The sequence below is a fragment of the Fulvivirga sedimenti genome, from assembly GCF_020328055.1.
This window is the reverse complement of the sequence record NZ_JAIXNE010000001.1, coordinates 310,563-328,024: the sequence shown is the minus strand read 5'-3', so window position 1 is coordinate 328,024 and position 17,462 is coordinate 310,563. Positions and strand designations below refer to the sequence as shown.

At 46.5% G+C, this 17,462-nt stretch carries 22 protein-coding genes; 10 read left to right on the top strand and 12 right to left on the bottom strand.

What is annotated here, in order from left to right; translation table 11 throughout:
- Nucleotides 1-36: 36 nt before the first annotated feature.
- Nucleotides 37-1,359, top strand: coding sequence for a sugar porter family MFS transporter (locus tag LDX50_RS01410; protein ID WP_225696614.1), 1,323 nt, complete (start codon nt 37-39; stop codon nt 1,357-1,359).
- Here LDX50_RS01410 and LDX50_RS01405 read toward each other — a convergent pair.
- From LDX50_RS01405 to modA, 4 genes are read right to left on the bottom strand one after another with little or no spacing between them, the layout of a single operon-like run.
- Nucleotides 1,356-2,231, bottom strand: coding sequence for an ATP-binding cassette domain-containing protein (locus tag LDX50_RS01405; RefSeq protein WP_225696613.1), 876 nt, complete (start codon nt 2,229-2,231; stop codon nt 1,356-1,358). The genes LDX50_RS01410 and LDX50_RS01405 overlap by 4 nt on opposite strands.
- Entirely contained in the window at nt 2,228-2,902 is a 675-nt protein-coding gene (gene modB, locus LDX50_RS01400; protein ID WP_225696612.1) for a molybdate ABC transporter permease subunit, read from the bottom strand. Before modB ends, LDX50_RS01405 begins: the two co-directional genes overlap by 4 nt.
- A complete protein-coding gene (locus LDX50_RS01395; RefSeq protein WP_225696611.1) occupies nt 2,899-3,297 on the bottom strand; it encodes a TOBE domain-containing protein in 399 nt (132 codons plus the stop codon). Before LDX50_RS01395 ends, modB begins: the two co-directional genes overlap by 4 nt.
- Nucleotides 3,294-4,052, bottom strand: coding sequence for a molybdate ABC transporter substrate-binding protein (gene modA / locus LDX50_RS01390; protein WP_225696610.1), 759 nt, complete (start codon nt 4,050-4,052; stop codon nt 3,294-3,296). Before modA ends, LDX50_RS01395 begins: the two co-directional genes overlap by 4 nt.
- A gap of 73 nt (nt 4,053-4,125) precedes the next feature.
- Here modA and LDX50_RS01385 point away from each other — a divergent pair, with 73 nt between their 5' ends.
- Nucleotides 4,126-4,842, top strand: coding sequence for a DUF2490 domain-containing protein (locus LDX50_RS01385; RefSeq protein ID WP_225696609.1), 717 nt, complete (start codon nt 4,126-4,128; stop codon nt 4,840-4,842).
- Between the two features lies 1 nt (nt 4,843).
- Here the strand turns inward: LDX50_RS01385 and moeB are convergent, their stop codons facing one another.
- Complete coding sequence (gene moeB, locus LDX50_RS01380) at nt 4,844-5,980, bottom strand: molybdopterin-synthase adenylyltransferase MoeB (protein ID WP_225696608.1); 1,137 nt, start codon at nt 5,978-5,980, stop codon at nt 4,844-4,846.
- A gap of 91 nt (nt 5,981-6,071) precedes the next feature.
- Here moeB and moaC point away from each other — a divergent pair, with 91 nt between their 5' ends.
- Genes moaC through LDX50_RS01365 form a run of 3 tightly spaced genes read left to right on the top strand, consistent with a single transcriptional unit; the run spans nt 6,072 to nt 8,239 of the window.
- Complete coding sequence (moaC, locus tag LDX50_RS01375; RefSeq protein WP_225696607.1) at nt 6,072-6,551, top strand: cyclic pyranopterin monophosphate synthase MoaC; 480 nt, start codon at nt 6,072-6,074, stop codon at nt 6,549-6,551.
- Nucleotides 6,532-7,662 carry an NTP transferase domain-containing protein gene (locus tag LDX50_RS01370; RefSeq protein ID WP_225696606.1) on the top strand — a complete coding sequence of 377 codons (1,131 nt, stop codon included), beginning with the start codon at nt 6,532-6,534 and terminating at the stop codon, nt 7,660-7,662. Before moaC ends, LDX50_RS01370 begins: the two co-directional genes overlap by 20 nt.
- Entirely contained in the window at nt 7,655-8,239 is a 585-nt protein-coding gene (locus tag LDX50_RS01365; protein ID WP_225696605.1) for a nucleotidyltransferase family protein, read from the top strand. The genes LDX50_RS01370 and LDX50_RS01365 overlap by 8 nt, the downstream gene beginning before the upstream one ends.
- 56 nt (nt 8,240-8,295) lie before the next feature.
- On the opposite strand, the gene LDX50_RS01360 is transcribed toward LDX50_RS01365, so the two are convergent.
- Together LDX50_RS01360 and moaA are read right to left on the bottom strand one after the other, a co-directional pair.
- Entirely contained in the window at nt 8,296-8,679 is a 384-nt protein-coding gene (locus tag LDX50_RS01360) for a four helix bundle protein (protein WP_225696604.1), read from the bottom strand.
- A gap of 92 nt (nt 8,680-8,771) precedes the next feature.
- A complete protein-coding gene (moaA, locus tag LDX50_RS01355; RefSeq protein WP_225696603.1) occupies nt 8,772-9,755 on the bottom strand; it encodes a GTP 3',8-cyclase MoaA in 984 nt (327 codons plus the stop codon).
- 88 nt (nt 9,756-9,843) lie between these two features.
- Here moaA and LDX50_RS01350 point away from each other — a divergent pair, with 88 nt between their 5' ends.
- From LDX50_RS01350 to LDX50_RS01335, 4 genes are read left to right on the top strand one after another with little or no spacing between them, the layout of a single operon-like run.
- Nucleotides 9,844-11,049 carry an aminotransferase class V-fold PLP-dependent enzyme gene (locus tag LDX50_RS01350; protein ID WP_225696602.1) on the top strand — a complete coding sequence of 402 codons (1,206 nt, stop codon included), beginning with the start codon at nt 9,844-9,846 and terminating at the stop codon, nt 11,047-11,049.
- On the top strand, nt 11,046-11,468 hold the full coding sequence (locus tag LDX50_RS01345) for an iron-sulfur cluster assembly scaffold protein (protein WP_225696601.1): 423 nt from the start codon (nt 11,046-11,048) through the stop codon (nt 11,466-11,468). The genes LDX50_RS01350 and LDX50_RS01345 overlap by 4 nt, the downstream gene beginning before the upstream one ends.
- On the top strand, nt 11,465-11,707 hold the full coding sequence (locus tag LDX50_RS01340; RefSeq protein WP_225696600.1) for a MoaD/ThiS family protein: 243 nt from the start codon (nt 11,465-11,467) through the stop codon (nt 11,705-11,707). The genes LDX50_RS01345 and LDX50_RS01340 overlap by 4 nt, the downstream gene beginning before the upstream one ends.
- A gap of 3 nt (nt 11,708-11,710) precedes the next feature.
- Nucleotides 11,711-12,127 (top strand): molybdenum cofactor biosynthesis protein MoaE, encoded by a 417-nt coding sequence (locus LDX50_RS01335; RefSeq protein ID WP_225696599.1) that lies wholly within the window; start codon nt 11,711-11,713, stop codon nt 12,125-12,127.
- 153 nt (nt 12,128-12,280) lie between these two features.
- On the opposite strand, the gene creD is transcribed toward LDX50_RS01335, so the two are convergent.
- From creD to LDX50_RS01320, 3 genes are read right to left on the bottom strand one after another with little or no spacing between them, the layout of a single operon-like run.
- Nucleotides 12,281-13,633: a cell envelope integrity protein CreD gene (creD, locus tag LDX50_RS01330; RefSeq protein ID WP_225696598.1), complete on the bottom strand. Its 1,353-nt coding sequence runs from the start codon at nt 13,631-13,633 to the stop codon at nt 12,281-12,283.
- 52 nt (nt 13,634-13,685) lie between these two features.
- Entirely contained in the window at nt 13,686-13,976 is a 291-nt protein-coding gene (locus LDX50_RS01325) for a winged helix-turn-helix domain-containing protein (protein ID WP_225696597.1), read from the bottom strand.
- Complete coding sequence (locus tag LDX50_RS01320) at nt 13,973-14,590, bottom strand: hypothetical protein (RefSeq protein WP_225696596.1); 618 nt, start codon at nt 14,588-14,590, stop codon at nt 13,973-13,975. Before LDX50_RS01320 ends, LDX50_RS01325 begins: the two co-directional genes overlap by 4 nt.
- Nucleotides 14,591-14,733: 143 nt before the next feature.
- Between LDX50_RS01320 and LDX50_RS01315 the strand changes: the two genes are divergently transcribed.
- Nucleotides 14,734-16,395 carry a DUF6909 family protein gene (locus LDX50_RS01315; RefSeq protein WP_225696595.1) on the top strand — a complete coding sequence of 554 codons (1,662 nt, stop codon included), beginning with the start codon at nt 14,734-14,736 and terminating at the stop codon, nt 16,393-16,395.
- Nucleotides 16,396-16,452: 57 nt separating this feature from the next.
- Here the strand turns inward: LDX50_RS01315 and LDX50_RS01310 are convergent, their stop codons facing one another.
- Together LDX50_RS01310 and LDX50_RS01305 are read right to left on the bottom strand one after the other, a co-directional pair.
- A complete protein-coding gene (locus tag LDX50_RS01310; RefSeq protein ID WP_225696594.1) occupies nt 16,453-16,839 on the bottom strand; it encodes a four helix bundle protein in 387 nt (128 codons plus the stop codon).
- An 88-nt stretch (nt 16,840-16,927) separates the two neighbouring features.
- Nucleotides 16,928-17,437: a hypothetical protein gene (locus LDX50_RS01305; protein WP_225696593.1), complete on the bottom strand. Its 510-nt coding sequence runs from the start codon at nt 17,435-17,437 to the stop codon at nt 16,928-16,930.
- Nucleotides 17,438-17,462: the final 25 nt, after the last annotated feature.

Genomic DNA, 17,462 nt, shown 5'->3' with positions numbered 1-17,462 from the left:
CTGCGATGTCCTGTTGTTCCATCAGTCTGATCCGATATGAATTTTAATCGATATGTTTTTCTGAGTGCGATTGTGGCCGCGTTGGGCGGTTTTCTTTTCGGTTTCGATACGGCAGTGATCTCGGGTGCCGAACAGGAAATACAACGGTTGTGGCAATTGACAGATCTCGAGCACGGCCTGGCGGTGGCGATTGCTCTTTACGGGACAGTTCTGGGGGCCCTTTTTGGTGGTATTCCGGCCAATGCGATCGGCAGAAAGCAAACTCTTTTCTGGGTGGGCATTCTCTATCTGGTTTCGGCCATTGGTTCTGCACTGGCACCGGATGAAATTACCTTCATGATTTTTAGGTTCATTGGAGGTGTTGGAGTGGGAGCATCATCGGTTGCTGCTCCCATGTATATTTCAGAAATATCCCCTGCAAAGTCACGCGGAACCCTCGTGGCGTTGTTCCAGTTCAATATTGTGCTAGGTATCGTGATTGCATATGTATCGAATTATTTGTTGAGTGACATCGGGGATCAGGCATGGCGATCGATGCTTGGAGTAGAAGCGGTTCCTGCACTTATTTACTGTATCATGGTAACCTTCGTTCCAAAAAGTCCGCGCTGGTTAATTATCAGGAAAAATGCCAGGGAGAAGGCGATGGAAATTCTTCAGAAGCTTGACCCCGAGCATGTTACGGAATCGATGCGAGCGATCATTCGAAACCATGAGGAAAATATTTCGAAAGCGAAGCCCGTATTTTTTTCCTCCCGCTATAAGATACCAATCATGCTGGCGATCGCTTTTGCATTCTTCAATCAAATGGCAGGGATCAATGCGATCATCTATTATGCACCACGAATTTTTGAAATGGCCGGACTCGAAACGGGATCTGCCTTATTGTCAACAACGGGAATCGGTATTACAAACCTGATTTTCACCATGCTGGGCATCGTGCTCATCGACCGCACCGGACGGAAAAGGCTTATGCTGATTGGGTCACTTGGACTGATATTGATGCTTGGACTCGTTGCCAGGTCATTTTACCTGGAATCTTTTACAGGAGTACCGCTTTTCCTTTTCACCTATATCGCATTCTTTGCTATGTCGCAGGGAGCGGTGATCTGGGTTTTTATTTCCGAAATATTTCCAAACGAGGTGCGTGCGCAGGGTCAGTCACTGGGCAGTTTCACGCACTGGATCATGGCGGCAATCGTGGCCAACATATTTCCCGGACTGGCCAGTGCATTTGGCGGCGGGCCGATCTTCCTGTTTTTTACCATCATGATGATACTCCAGTTAATTTTTGTGATCCGTTTCATGCCGGAAACGAAGGGTAAGTCGCTTGAGGAACTTGAAAGCACCCTGATGGACTAGCTGAGTTTCTGGATAATGGGATTGAATGCTTTGGAGGCTACCATCACTTTATCGCCAACCGACAAGTTTGTGATTTCCGAAGGATCAAGTACGACTTTGATGATGTCTGTACCGATAAGGACTTCGGCAACATAGATAACGTCCTCCTTCCTGATACCAAGGATCTCCCCCGTGAAGCGGAACTTGCCGCTTATCTGTTTGCGGGCAAAAACATCATGAGGTGCACCATACCGGTCTGCCTTACCGTTATCAAGTACGAGAACCTTATGGGCGGTCCTGAATATTTCTGAGATATCATGGCTTACAAGAATGATGGTGCATTGCTGTTCGCTATTGATCTGACGGATATAATCCTGAAGGCTGCGGCGCATGGAAGGATCGAGGGCCGATAAAGGTTCATCCAGCAATAGTAATTCCGGTTGCTGAACCAATGTTCTGGCAAGGGCAACACGTTGTTTCTGGCCGCCGGATAGAAGTTCCGGTTTTCGGTCTTTTAATTTCTGTAATTCAAATCGTTCCAGGAGATCATACACCATCTGCCGGCTGGAATTTTTCGGGAGGCCGTACATCAGATTTCCTTCGACCGTAAGGTTGGGAAAAAGGGCGAAATCCTGAAATACAAAACCTGCATTTCGCTCCTGAGGCTTCAGATTTTGCTTGGTGCTGCTGTCGAACCATACCTTTCCGTTAATGCATATTCGTCCGCTTTCCGGTCGCATAAGTCCGGATATCATTCGAAGCAGCGACGTTTTACCAACTCCTGAAGGTCCATACAAGGCCATGATCTGGCCAGGTTCCAGGTTGATCGTCACGTCAAGCTTCAACTCATCTCCGGCGGAGTAGAGTGGTTTGCGTACAGATATCTCTATCATGACCTCAGGATTTTAAGCCGACCCCTGTTGATTGAGTAAACCAGCAGGAGGATCAGGAAACAGACCACAAATAGAAAAACAGAGTAGGTATTCGCGGCGGCGTAATTCAGGCTTTCAACTTCATCATAGATTGCAATAGATGCTACACGGGTTTTATCAGGAATGTTTCCACCGATCATCAGAACCACTCCGAATTCTCCGATGGTATGAGCAAAGGCAAGCACTATTCCGGTGAGTAATGCCGGCCGGATATTCGGGAGCAAAATTCTGAATAGTGTGGTGACTCTGGACTTGCCCATGACATAGGAACCTTCCCTGAGTGAAGAAGGGAGGCTGGAAAGCCCGGATTGAATGGGTTGTACCATAAAAGGCAGGCTGTAGATAATGGAGGCGACCACAAGACCTTCAAAGGAAAAGACCAGTTGGATCCCGAATGTGTTATCCAGCCATGCACCAAAATCGTTGGACGGGCTGAACGCAACAAGCAGATAGAAGCCAAGTACTGTAGGGGGTAGTACCAGGGGCATGCTTACCAGTGTTTCAACGACCGGTTTAAGTTTGCTCCTGGTTTCTGAAAGCCAGTAGGCAAAAGGAACTGAGATTAACAGAAGCAGCAGTGTTGTAACTGTTGCCAGCTGAAAGGTGAGTATTATCGGGCCCCATTCAATCATTCTGAAAGCATCAATTCGTTTGTTTTTATCATTGCAACTACCTCACTTCCCTGGGCAAGTTGTAATTCGTTGGCTGATTCGGTGGTGATCAGTGCCCTGATCATCCCGGCGTCTGTTTTTAACTGAAGCCTTGTGAGTAATTTGCCCGTTTCTATTTCCACAATCTCACCGGGAAATCGGTTACGCAAACTAATTCGTTCAACAGTAATGTCAGCGATGGTAACTTCTGTTTCCTTGAAAAGTACCGACACCAAATTACCGACTTGTACGAACGGGGAAGTTTCGATGGTGTCCAGGATAACAGCTGATAACGGTATTTTGGCAACAGCGAGCTTCACAATGGAAAGATTCCCACTGCTGGACACTTCGGTAATGGTTGCCTGAATTCTGTTCATCTTATTTCTTCTGTAATATAGCCAAAGCGTTTCAAGATTGCCTGTGATCTGTCACTCAGGATGAACTCAAGGAAGGATTCGGCAGCTTTTTGACTGGCATCACCTGTTTTGATGACTACAATTCCCTGTTCAATGGGGGCATATGCAACAGGATCAATTTCAATCCAACGTCCTTTATTCCTGACTGCCGGGGACAGAACTACAGATTTTGCAGTGAAACCTGCCTGCGAAGTCCCGGAAAGAATAAACTGATTGGTCTGTGAAATACTTTCCCCAAAGACGAGCTTATCCGATACCTGCTCAAACAATTGGTAATGTCTGAGTACCTGTTCTGCCGCTATGCCGTAAGGTGCGGTGCGCGGATTGGCCATCGCAATTTTTCTGAAGCGGGGTTGAGTTAATGCGGCAACCGACAATTCCTGGGCAGTGTCGAGTGACCACAGGATCAGTTCACCTCGCGCATAAATTACGGGAGGACCGGTTGTGCGCTGGTCCTCGTACAGGGTTTGAGGATATTTCATATCTGCGGAAACAAAAACATGAAAAGGTGCGCCCTCTCTTATCTGTGCCATGAGCTTGCCCGATGAACCAATGATTATCTCACACTTAATACCTGTTTCTTCGAAAAACTGATCAGCAAGTTCTTCCATCGCAAACTGTACATTGGCGGCAGTGGCTATATAGATCTTTTCCTCATAGGAAGAACTGCACCGGCTGAATAGTGCGACCAAAACAATTAAAAAGAAATAACGCATCTGGTAATTTTCACGAGTACGTATGAGGTCATTAAATTAAAACTATTTTTGTGACTTATTATTCGCCGCGAAATTGAATCGAATCACTTGTTTATTCTTTTTACTTATTTCAGTAGTTTCCGAAGCACAGGACAAAACCGTCATACGTTCAAACCAGCAATGGATCCAGCATTATCAGCACTTGAATATCAGTAAGAAATGGCAGCTGTCTGTAGATGGTGGATTCAGATGGCGGGATGACCTTTCTCAGAAATCCCAATACATCGCCCGCCTGGGAGTACTGAGTAAATTGGCCAAGGGTATACAGACAGGGGGAGGCATCGCATTTTTAGGGGTCTATGATACTAATGAATTGGCCCTTCGTGAATTTCGGATTTACCAGGAAGCCAATCACCGGGTTCCCCTGGGGCAGTCGGCCTTTATCCATCGTTTTCGCCTGGAGGAACGTTTTTTTAACAATGTAATCACCGGTGAGGATCAGTATAACTGGCGGTTCAGATACCAGGTGCAATTCAATATCCATATATCTTCCATTGGTCAACAGGGAACGGCTGTGTTCCTGAATATAGGTGATGAGATTTTTCTCAATGCCGGCAAGGAAATCGTATACAACGTTTTCGATCAGAACCGGTTTGTTGTTGGTCCTGCAATTAGATTTCCTTCCGGTTGGCAGGCAGGTCTGGCCTATAACTTCCAGTTTGGTGCGGCCAATTTGCCGTCGACTTATTTAAAAAGCAATGTATTCTGGCTGACGACCAGGTATTCACTGGATCTTTATAAACCGGAATAAATCATATCACTAAAAGATCCGGATCCAGCGCATTTTTCCATGCAAGGATTCCGCCGTCGAGGTTCAGGAGGTTTTTATAACCATGTGAACTCAATTTTAGAATCGCTGTCTGGCTTCGTTTGCCACTTCGGCACATGACAACTACCGGCTGATCGGCAGATATATTATCCAGGTGCTTCTCCAGTTCTGAAAGCGGCATAAGGAGGCCTCCCAGGTTGCCCAGTTTGTATTCATCAGGTTCTCGGACATCAATCAGCTGGAAATGTTTTGCTTCCTTCTTCCACCTGGCCAATTCCTCGACCGAGATTCCGGCAACGACCGATTCTTTCATTCCACAGAATTCCTCATAATCGATCAGTGCTGTGATGGTTGGATGGTCGCCATTCAGCGGATTTGTCGAGTCTTTTCTGATCTTTAGTGTACGCGTCGTGAAGCTTAGTGCATCCAGCAGAAAAAGACGGCCCGAGAGAGTTTCTCCAATTCCTGCGGCTATTTTGATGACCTCTGAGGCCTGTATCGATCCAACGATCCCCGGCAGAACTCCCAGAACCCCGCCTTCTGCACAGCTGGGAACCATCCCCGGAGGTGGTGGGGTGGGATACAGGTCACGGTAATTCGGACCCCGTGATCCGTCAGCCCCAACTGCATTGAATACACTCACCTGTCCTTCGAACTGGTAGATCGATGCGTAAACGTTGGTTTTATCGAGAAGGACGCACGCGTCGTTCACCAGGTAGCGTGTGGGGAAATTATCCGTTCCATCGGCCACAATATCGTATTCCCGGATGATCCGTGCGGCATTTTCGGAAGTGAGCCGCTCATTGTAAATATTGAATTTTATGTCCGGATTGAGTTTGCGAAGTCGTTCATGGGCGACAATTGTTTTGGGTCTGCCAATGTCTTCAGTGGTAAATAAAACCTGTCGGTGAAGATTGGAGCTGTCGACCAGGTCGAAATCTACAATTCCAATTGTTCCCACTCCGGCGGCAGTTAAATACTGGAGCAGGGGTGCGCCCAACCCTCCGGTTCCCACGACCAGGACGCGGGATTTTTTAAGACGCTGCTGTCCCTCACTTCCAAATCCGGGCAATTTGAAATGTCGACTGTACCGAATCCATTCTTCGCGTGAAAATTCCATGATTAAAATTACCGAATAGTATCATTCTAAACCATCCTTTGAGGTTTTTGTTGGATTCATTGATTAACTTGGTAGAAGAACACCAACAACTATGAAACAGGAATTTTCACATTTAAGTGCTGAGGGGGATCCACGTATGGTGGATGTTTCGGAGAAAGCGGTCACTGCAAGAACGGCTGTTGCACAGACGATTGTTGTACTGGATGAAGCCATTATGGACCGACTGGAGAATGATGAGATCCATACCAAAAAAGGACCTGTTTTTCAGACTGCGATTCTTGCGGGAATTATGGGTGCCAAGCGCACGAGTGATCTGATTCCACTGTGTCATCCGATCGGACTGGATAATTGTGAAGTGAATATTGTAGTGAATGAAAGGAGGGAAGTGGTTATTACCTGTACTGCACGTGTTACAGGACGAACCGGTGTAGAGATGGAAGCCCTTACGGGAGCCTCTGTGGCGGCCTTAACCATATACGATATGTGCAAGGGATTTTCACATGAGATTGAGATTCGGGAAACAAAATTATTAAAGAAAACAGGAGGTAAACGTGACTTCAAAAGAGCATAAAAAGCACACCGCACTGGTAAAGCCTGATGGAGGGCAGTTTCACAGGAATGAGCTGGCATTAATTGGTGCTCCTTGCGGCTACATTCAGGAACTTGCAGGTGTCATTGAGCGCGATCTGAGGGGTAACTTCAGGTTAGGTTATGCCGATGCAGACCATGGATCAGGCGATTCGCAGGAGTTGCCCTTTGAGGTAATGTACACTGATAAGATAAACTATCATTCTGCGGCTTTCAGGGATGAACACCTTGAGTTTTCGATGTCGGCATATTTTCAATCAACCGATGCCGTGTTGATCAACGGAAATCATTTTTCGGGGGCTAGCCAGATCGTTTTGGTTCATCCTGACAAGAAAGAATCACTTAGTCGGAAGCTTGACCGGCTGACCAATGTAATATTATTTGTGCTGGCGGAAGGGGTGGAGGAGCCATGGTCATTCCTGAAGGATTCCGTTCAAAACTTTAACGATATTCCAGTCGTAAGGCGGGATGAGGTGGGATTGATCTGTCGAAGCGTTAAGGAATATATCTTGTTTCGACGGCCTGTTGTGAAGGGGCTTGTGCTGGCGGGCGGACAAAGCCTGCGGATGGGCACCGACAAAGGGGCCATTGAATATTTTGGAAAGCCACAGCGTGATCATGTGGCGGAGATGCTGAGCAATGTTTGTGATTCTGTCTGGATTTCAACGCGTGATGAGCATTCTGTGGAGAGTTCATATCCACTGCTGAAGGATTCTTTTGTCGGACTTGGGCCGTATGGCGGGATTTTATCTGCATTCAGGGAAGATCCGAACGCAGCCTGGCTTTGCGTGGCCTGTGATGTTCCCCTGCTCGATCTTGCTTCTATTCAGTTATTGGTGAATGAGCGTGATGAAAGTAAAGTGGCCACCTGTTTTCATAATCCTGAGACTAATTTCCCTGAACCGCTTATCACTCTCTGGGAGCCCAGGGCCTACCCGAGGTTGCTGCATTTTCTGGCGAAGGGCTATAGCTGCCCGAGAAAGGCGCTGATCAACAGTGACAGTAATGAGATTAAAGTACCTAATCCTGATGTCCTGACGAACGTGAATACACCCGAGGAACTGGAGCGGATCAAGAACCGGCAACATGTCTGACATCGCGGTTATCCTGCTTGCCGCAGGCCGGTCATCCCGGATGGAAGGTGCCAATAAACTCTTACTTCCCTGGCAGTCGACGACTATCTCAGGCCACGTGGTAAATACGCTCCGGGAAGCGGGTTTTGATAGAATCATTGGAGTGGCAAATCATATTACCCTTGATCACCTCACTTCGCTCGGAATCCAGACTATTGAGAATGCCAGGTTCATGGAAGGTATGACGACCTCGATACAGGCAGGTATTTCTGTGGCCGGCGATGCGGAAGCATTTATGATTTGTCCGGGAGATCTTCCCTACATCACTTCCTCCGAGTACCAGCTGGTGGCAGATTCACTCAAAAAGAAATTGACCAGCGATCCGAATGCGATTGCTGTTCCTGTTTTCCATGGTCAGAAAGGACATCCTGTAATTTTTTCGGCTGCATACCGTGATGAAATTATGAAACATACGGAAATGGAAGGATGCAGCGGTATCATAAAATCAAACCAGGCAAATGTGTTGAAGGTTGAGATGCCTACGGATCATGTGTTGCGGGATATTGATACGAGGGAAGACTATATTTATAGTCAGTAGTCAGTAGTCAGTAGTCAGTAGTCAGTAGTCAGTGGTCAGTAGTCAGTAGTCAGTAGTCAGTAGTCAGTAGTGGATTTTTCTGCTCTGCCGAAATGGGTACTGCGTAAAATGGCGAAGAGCATTTTATTAATTTGCACCAAAATTTCTTGCAGCTCATTAAAATCATTTTGAGTTATATAACCTGTCTCGTACAAGAGATCCAGCCAATACAATGACTCTCGTGCTTCTTTGTAAGCAATAGACATTTTATTACTAAACTCTTTGCGTGAATAAGAACCAGTTGCTTCTGAAATATTTGCGCCGATAGAAGTTGAACTACGAAGGAACTGCTTTGACATAATGAACTCGTTCTTTGTAAGAAGTTGATTCTTGTAAACTCTCACCGCAGCAATAGCAAATTCCTTAGCTTTGATGCCTACTAAACTTTTATCTTGAATCATGCACAAATGTCATCGTTGGAACGGTCAATCCTCTTCCGTCTAAGAAAACCAACAAACTACTGACTACTGACTACTGACTACTGACTATAGTACTATCCTCCAATAGTCGCCATTGATTCACTTACCGGGCTGGAGGCGCCGCGGTCTTTTTCGGCTTCGAAGCCATCTTTGTAACGGCGTCCCATGGCTTTGATAAGAGTTTGCGCGATTTCCTCATCGCTGGCACCGGAACGCAGAATATCGCGGAAACTCAATCCGCCATTGTCGTACAGGCAAGTCTTGAGTGTGCCCTGGGGTGTAATGCGGATCCGGTTGCAGGTCCCGCAAAAGGTTCTTGTATAGGCTGCGATGATTCCGAAAGAACCGGTGTATCCGGGAATCTGATAATTTTGGGAAGTGGAGGCTTCCGGATCAGGCAACTTCTCAATGTCAGGATATTGCTGACGGACGTAATCCAGGATCTTCTTCATCGGCCAGAAAGTAGGGTTTCCCCCGGAACCGTTAAACGGCATTTCTTCGATAAAGCGAACAGATACGTCGTGATCCCTGGTCAGTTCGAGCATCGGTCTGATATCATCAATATTCCTTCCCTCCATGACCACCATGTTGATTTTTACCCGGATGGAACTCTTCAGTAATTCATGAAATGTCTCCATGACTGTATCAAACATGTCCCGGCGAGTTATATCCAGAAAGCGTTGCCTGTCCAGGCTATCGAGGCTTAGGTTGATCGAATGAACGTTCAGATTTTCTAGCTGACGAACATAGTCCTTTGTAAACGAGCCATTGGTGGTGATGTGAATTTGCTCAATTTTGGGGATTGCCGACATCTTTTCAAGGAACTCCATAATGCCTTTTCGCACAAACGGTTCTCCACCGGTAATCCGAAGCTTGGAAATTCCCAGTTCACTGAATATCCGCATCAGGCGTTCCATTTCTTCAAACGAAAGCAGATCCTTTCGTTTCATATATACGATCCCGTTTTCGGGCATGCAATAATAGCACCTCAGGTTGCAGCGATCTGTAACTGCAAGGCGAACATAATTGATCTTACGGCCGTGGTTATCGTATAACATAGTATTGAAGTTAACCAAGAAGCCCTTCAATTTGTTAAATTCAGGTGAAAATTTTGTTAATGGTAGAAAAGGCAGCAATTTGACAGGGATGACAGAGACCGATATCAGAGGAGACTTTCCGATCTTCAGCCAAGATCCGGCACTTGTTTACCTGGATAATGCTGCAACAACACAGCGCCCGGAAATAGTGTTGAAGGCGATGGATACATTCTATCGAAAGGGTAATGCCAACATCCACCGGGGTGTCTACGACCTTTCGGCGCGCGCCACCGACCATTATGAAAGAGCAAGGCATACCATTGCCGGTTTTATCGGCGCCCGGTCAGGGGAAAACATCGGTTTTACCAGCGGCACCACTGAATCGGTTAACATAATTGCCAGATCATTTCTGGCTGGACGATTATCAGAGGGGGATAATGTCGTAGTAAATATTGCCGAACATCATGCCAATTTTATTCCCTGGCAGCAGGTATGCCTGGAGACCGGAGCCGAATTGCGTGTTGCATCCATTGATGAAACTGGTGCGTTGAATATGACGGAATTTGCTAACCTCATTGATGAGCGGACGCGTATGATCGCCGTAGCGCATATTTCAAATACTCTGGGAACCATCCACCCGATTGATGAGATCATTGCATTAGCGCATGCGGTAAATGCCCCTGTGTTCATTGATGCCGCGCAAAGTGCCGCCCTATACCCGCTGGATGTGGAGAAGCGTCATATTGATTTTCTCGCGTTTTCCGGGCACAAGATCTTTGGGCCGTTTGGAACAGGAATTTTGTATGTCTCTGATAAGTACCGCGATCAGGTTGGTCCGTATTCGGTAGGAGGAGGTATGATCCGGGACGTCGGCCGGAACGCGACTGTTTTTCAGTCGTTTCCGGGAAACCTTGAGGCAGGAACAGCCAATATTGCAGGTGTCATTGGAATGGAAGCGGCTGTAGTGTACCTGCAGGGACTTGACCGTAACATGCTGCGGGAAAAGGCAGATGCGATTGCTGTCGAAGTACGTAAGGGGCTAAGTGGAATTCCCGGCCTGCATTTGATCGGGCAGGCGAGCAATATTTCATCCATTATTTCTTTTGACCTTGAAGGCGTGCATCCGCATGATGCGGCGACATTTCTGAATGCAGAGGGGATCGCGGTGCGGGCTGGAATGCATTGTACCCAGCCGCTGCTTGATTCCCTCGGACTGGCGGGTACGGTACGTGCGTCCTTCACGATTTATAATACTGTGGAAGAAGGGGAAAAGCTGGTGGAGGCCGTAAAAAAATTGCATAACTTTTGGGCATGAATTCTGAAGAGCTGAAGAAACTTTACAATGAGGTGGTCATGTGTCATCAGAAATCACCCCATCATTTTGAGGAGAGGGCAGATTTGGATCCGATGCTGGCTTCGAATCCCCTGTGTGGAGATAAATTTAATTTATACATTGATTCGATTGGGCATAAAGTGAACTATGCCGGGTTTTATGGAATCGGTTGTGCACTTTCCAAGGCTTCGACTTCAATTCTGATGCAGAATATTGAGAATCAGGACATCGAAACAGTGCGTAATCTCTGCAGGGATTTTCTTTCGGCCACATCAGGAGAAAGTGATTTGGAATGGGAGGATCCGGAAATTAAGATGTTGGTTGAATTGAAGAACCACGGGGGCAGGATGGACTGTATCCGGTTGTCGTGGAAATCATTATTAGAAGAATTGGAAAAATGAAAATACAGGTAGTGGCGTTCGGAATTGCACGCGATATACTTCAGGGTACGACGCAGGAGATTGCACTGGGGTCTTCTTCGAAGATTTCCGACTTGAAAGATGTGCTGATGAAGGAATATCCGGCATTCAGTGAGCTTCGGAGTCTCCGTTTTGCGGTAAATGAAGAATATCAGGATGATGATTTCGAATTAAAAGAAACGGATGAGGTGGTAATAATTCCACCCGTAAGCGGCGGCTAAGCAATGATCGATATACAACTAAAAGAAGAACCACTTTCGGAACAGGCCTGCCAGGACCTGGTGAAGGATGACAGTGCAGGCGGGTTAGTGTTATTCACCGGAACCGTGCGTAATCATACGAAGGGCAAGGAAGTTATCCGGCTTGAATTTGAGTCTTATGCCCCGATGGCACTTAAGGAAATGGAGAAAATTGCCCGGGCTGCCATGGATAAATGGGACATCCTTCATATCGCGATACATCACCGGGTAGGGGTACTTGAGATCGGTGAAATCCCGGTTTTGATTGCAGTTGGCGCCGCACACAGGAAAGCCGCATTCGAAGCCTGCGCATATGCGATTGATACGTTGAAAGAAACAGTTCCCATCTGGAAGAAGGAGATTTTTGCAGACGGGGCCGTGTGGGTAGCAGCTCATCCCTGAGCTAAACCCCTGCTTCAACGGGGGTCAAACATGTGAGCCCAGTTGCATAATAAAGAACGACCCCTGCTTTAGCGGGGGTCGCATAATCTTCACGGGTCCAATAACCATTTTTACACCTGCCTGGTATTAAATGGTATATTCATAATCATCAATCTACCCCTGGCTTCCCAGCGACAACTTATACCAGTTGATATTCCGGGTATAGAACATGGTCGCGCTCAGGATAGCAGCCAGTCCGATGCTTCCGATCAGCAGCGCGTAATCTGCCAGCTGGAGTGTAACGAATACAAAAGCATAGATTGCTGTCAGCAGCATGGCCAGGAGCAGGGTAATTTTTCTGGACCTGAATACATAGGATGCATAAAAAGTGATCATGGCAATGATGGCCAGTGAACTGATCATGTAGGCGATATTGAAGTTTAGGTGCTCTGAAATGGATACGAGCAGGACGTAGAATACAGAGAGGGCAAGACCGACCAGTGTATACTGAAACGGATGGATCCTCCTGTGATTCAGCACTTCCGTCAGAAAGAATATCAGGAAGGTTAGGGCCAGTGTCATTACGGCATATTTGGCAGAGCGGGTCGATTTCTGGTAGTCATCGAGGGTATTGAAGAGCTTGACGCCAAAGGACGATTGATGCATTTCAGAAGCGTAAGCATCATCAAACCATTTTTGCGGATAGTTACGGTTGAGCTGCAGCACGCTCCAATTGGCTGTGAAGCCATTCTGACTGATCTCGCGCTCATCGGGGAGAAAGCTGCCCATGAAGCTGGGGTCTGGCCAGTTTGATTCCAGTGATACGCGGGTCTCATTGCCCAACGGGACGAACGACAGGTTTTCGCTTCCCTGGATATCAAGGCTGCCAGTAAATGAATAACGCAGTTGTTCGGGGTTGAGACTTACGGGTATCGTTACTCCGGAGGAAATCATATTCTGAATTTTCGATCCTGGTTCAATAGCCACCGGTGATCCATTCCATTGAAAGGGGATGCTTTTTCGAATTCCCCGAAGATCGGATAAACCAATTGTGAGGAAGGCATTGTCCCATTGAATTTCTGCGAAATTCTCATCATCAATCCTGTATCGTGCAAGAGTAAAATCACCCGAAATGTTTAGCTCTCCGGAATATACGGTGATGTCATAAATTCCACGGTTCAGTGTTTCGGGTAAGACAGTTCCATCGATCATCAGCTGGTTTGGCAGAATGTTGAGGTTTTTTGTGTAGGAAACAATCTCATCTTCACTCACGACGCGCTGGTAGAGGACAGGGATCGAGAGGATCGGTCCGGTTACCGTTTGCTGTCTTGCCCACTTATCACTCACTTCGAGTTCAGTTTCAGTACGGTTGATTGCTCTTTCAGCAATAATTCCTCTGATCATGCTCATGGGAATGAGCAGCAACAGGGTAAGTATAGTGATCAGGATGAGCTTCAGTGAGATGGAATTCCGAATTCCGGTACTGATCTTTTCGAATATGCTGGGTTGTTGTTCTTCAGTTTTCATAATTATTTAGTTTAAGAGTACTTTGTATTTCAAAGTAGATTGGTAAATTTTTTTATTTCAATAGTTTTTCGATGGCCTCGATATGTTTGACGAAAGCTTCTTTGCCAGAGGGTGTAATGGAATATCGCGTATTCGGTTTACGGTCGAGAAATTCTTTCCTGTATTCCACAAAATTTTCACGTTCAAGGTATTTAAGGTGACTTGCCAGGTTTCCATCTGTTACGTCCAGCAGTTCCCTGAGCGCCGTAAAATCGAGCTGATCATTTACGGTGAGTGCCGACATAATCCCCAGGCGGACCTTATTCTCAAAGGCCTTATTCAGATCTTTCAGGATATTTTTCACGCTCCGTATCGTTTTTTCATAATGAGTCCGTACAGAATATGGAGGATTCCAAAACCGACGGCCCAGAAGAGCAAGCCATAACCGGGAAAGGCAAGTGCTATGATGCCGAGGATTATTTCTGCAATGCCCAGGCTGCGAACTTCATCGAGGGTGTATTTGCTTCCATTCACCAGGGCGAGTCCGTAAAACACCAGCGTGAGCGGAGCTATAACCACAAGCATACCTTTAAAAAGGAAAATCAGGCACACGACTCCTCCTGTGATAAGGGGAATCGCCAGGTTTACAAGCAAACGTCGGGAATTTACATTCCAGATCTTTTCGTTGCGTGCACGTGCAGCACGTTGGGTGAAGTAGATGCCGGCAAGCAGCGAGAGTACAAGAACCGTAGCAGCTATCGCCAATAATTCCAGGGCTGTTTGGCGTGTAAGTACGATCCGGCTGTAGTCGCTGGTGGAGATAGGTTCGTAGATTATGAGGTATGCGAGCCATGCACCCCCCAGCGCCAGCAGGCCGGCAATTATCCCTGACAGGCCGCTCAGTGAAATGAACCGGCTGGATCGCGACATCATTTCGCGGATCTCCCGGAGGTCTTCTGCATATTTTGAATTTTCCATAGAAAGTACTTTGAAATACAAAGTAAAATAAAAATTATCAAATAATCAACAGTTCATTCCTTATGTTAACAACATCTGAACTTGCCTTGTCCGGTAATAATCTTTCTGATAATTGATTACCTTTGATCATCAACGATCACTTCATGACACAAAGCAAATCAGATACCCATACCTCCCGGATTGCCATAGAGCGGATTTATATCAACATGCGGCATTTATTCATCCGCGGGAGTTATAAACCGGCAGGGATATCCGGAAAATCATTACGAGAGTCACTTTTAACACTGAAGCCTGAGATTTATGGCGATATTGATCATCCGGAAAAAGTAGAGCTGGAAGGAATGCTCTATGTGCTTGAACGATTACCGCACGGAATCGAGGAATGCCGCTTTATAAAACTCACGGCACAGGAGGGCATATCCGAGGCGGGCCACGAAGTGATCATACCCACAAAGCGGAGGCGAAACTGTTATCGCATTGATTCAGATCGTATGTATATTGAAACCACACGGGGTCGGAGTGATATCTACGACATTCTCACTCACCTGACCTTTTTATACAATGAATCGGAAAAGATTAAAAACCAAAGCATAGATCCCAAGGGGGCATTTACCGATGACTGGAAGCGACTTGAGGAGGTTGTAAAGCTTGAATTGGCAGGAGAGGAGATCGAGGATAAAAACGCCATTGTTTACCTCAGCAATGTACTTGGACGAACGGTGAGGGAAGTTCAGGATGCCATCGAGAAGTTTAATGGCAGTCAGATCGCCAACAGCCTCTATCACATCACATACTGGCTTGGTAAGCGGGCCATTCTGGAGCAGGAGAAGGGAGAGGACCGTGAAATATCGTTTTCCGCGAAGCTTCGGGAAATGGTCGGGCAACATAACTATGGCGAACGCTGGGCCCAGAATATTAAGATGCAGCTGGCGGCAGACGGTCTGATCGGTAAGCCGATCCATATTATCAGCGCCAATCTTCACAGTTTTATGAATACGCTCTATGGGTTTACTGCAGCCAAAAAGAAATATACAGATCTGCAGTCACTGGCGATGGATTCCAACGACGCCGGGAACGCCTCACTTCGCGAGCGGATTCATAAGTATGCATTGGCTCATGGTATGACTGAACTGAGGGATGACAGCGGGACCAATCTGACGGTTCAGATCTTTGATCTTTGCAAGGGTGATTTCGATAAACATCCGCTGGGATTTCGGTGTGACAAGAATGCCCCGGTACTCATTGTAATGGATTATGCGTTCGGTGAGCAGGCATATGAATGTATGGATGAACTTCTGAAACCCTACGAAAAGGACGGTTCGCTCACATATCTGGATGTAAAAAGTGTCTCTGTTATGGGAAAGGCAGGTATCCTGGAAGGTGATAAAGGGGATCTTATGATACCAACAGCGCATGTCTTTGAAGGGACCGGCGATAATTATCCGTTTAATAATGTCTTGAAGAAAAGTGATTTTGAAGGTAACGGGCTCCAGGTTTTTGAGGGTACAATGATTACCGTGCTAGGTACTTCCCTTCAGAACAGAAATGTGCTTAATCATTTCCGGACATCCACCTGGAACGCTGTCGGCCTTGAGATGGAGGGCGCACATTATCAGAAGGCTATTCAGTCGGCCGCCCGAATTCGGCGCAGCATTTCCGAGAAAGTGGAGGTATTGTATGCCTACTATGCGTCGGATAACCCGCTGAAGACCGGGAAAACGCTGGCCTCCGGTAGCCTGGGCATAGAAGGGGTGAAGCCGACATATTTGATTACTCAGAAGATCCTCGAGCGGATTTTGATGTAATTAGCGCCGAAGGGGTCCCTTTGGGGTAGTCAGTAGTCAGTAGTCAGTAGTCAGTAGTCAGTAGTCAGTAGTGGATTTATTTTCTGCTTTGCCGAAATGGGTACTGCGCAAAATGGCGAATAGCATTTTATTAATTTGCACCAAAGTTTCCTGAAGCGCTTTAAAATCAGTTTGGGTTATATAACCAGTTTCATGTAAGAGATCCAGCCAATACAACGACTCACGTGCTTCTTTGTAAGCAATTGAAATTTTATTGCTAAAATCTTTGCGTGAATATGAACCAGTTGCTTCTGAAATATTGGCTCCAATAGACGTTGAACTGCGAAGGAATTGCTTTGACATAATGAATTCCTTCTTTGTCAGAAGTTCATTCTTGTAAACTCTCACCGCCGCAATAGCAAATTCTTTTGCTTTGATGCCTACCAGGCTTTTATCTTCAATCATGCACGAATATCCCTAACAGAACGGTCAACACATTTCCGTGCAGCAACTACTGACTACTGACTACTGACTACTACCTACTGACTACTGCCTACAATTCCACTTCCTGTCCGCAGTTGGCGATGCTTTCCAGGTTAAAGCCCTTGGATTCGTTAGAGCCGATATTTCCCGCCGAAATGATCACATCATAATCTGCACCTGTATTAGCCAGGTGGATCTTCACGGAACCATTGAAATCTTTAACGCCTTCATATGTGAACGGTGTTTCATCGGCGAGAACCCGAATGGTAGTTACACTTTTACCGGTATTTCCGTCGAAATCTGAAAGCAGGGTTGCCTGCGGAGCATCTGGATTTGAGAGATCACCGTAATGCAGGTGAACGGGATATTTTCCACCCCCGGTAAAATAGTCCAGTGTTATGATCACATCGACTGCCCCATCGGTTCGCTCCCTGAATTCCACCTGTCCAGCCGATCCAACATCGGAACCACTGAACAGTGAATACGTGACACTTTCGCCTGTATAGATGTTCTCTTCATCAGAACTATTTCCGCAGGAAAAAATAAAAAGTGGCAGAAGAAGGAAAATAAGCTTTTTCATGGTTGCAACTACTTAGAAGATATTG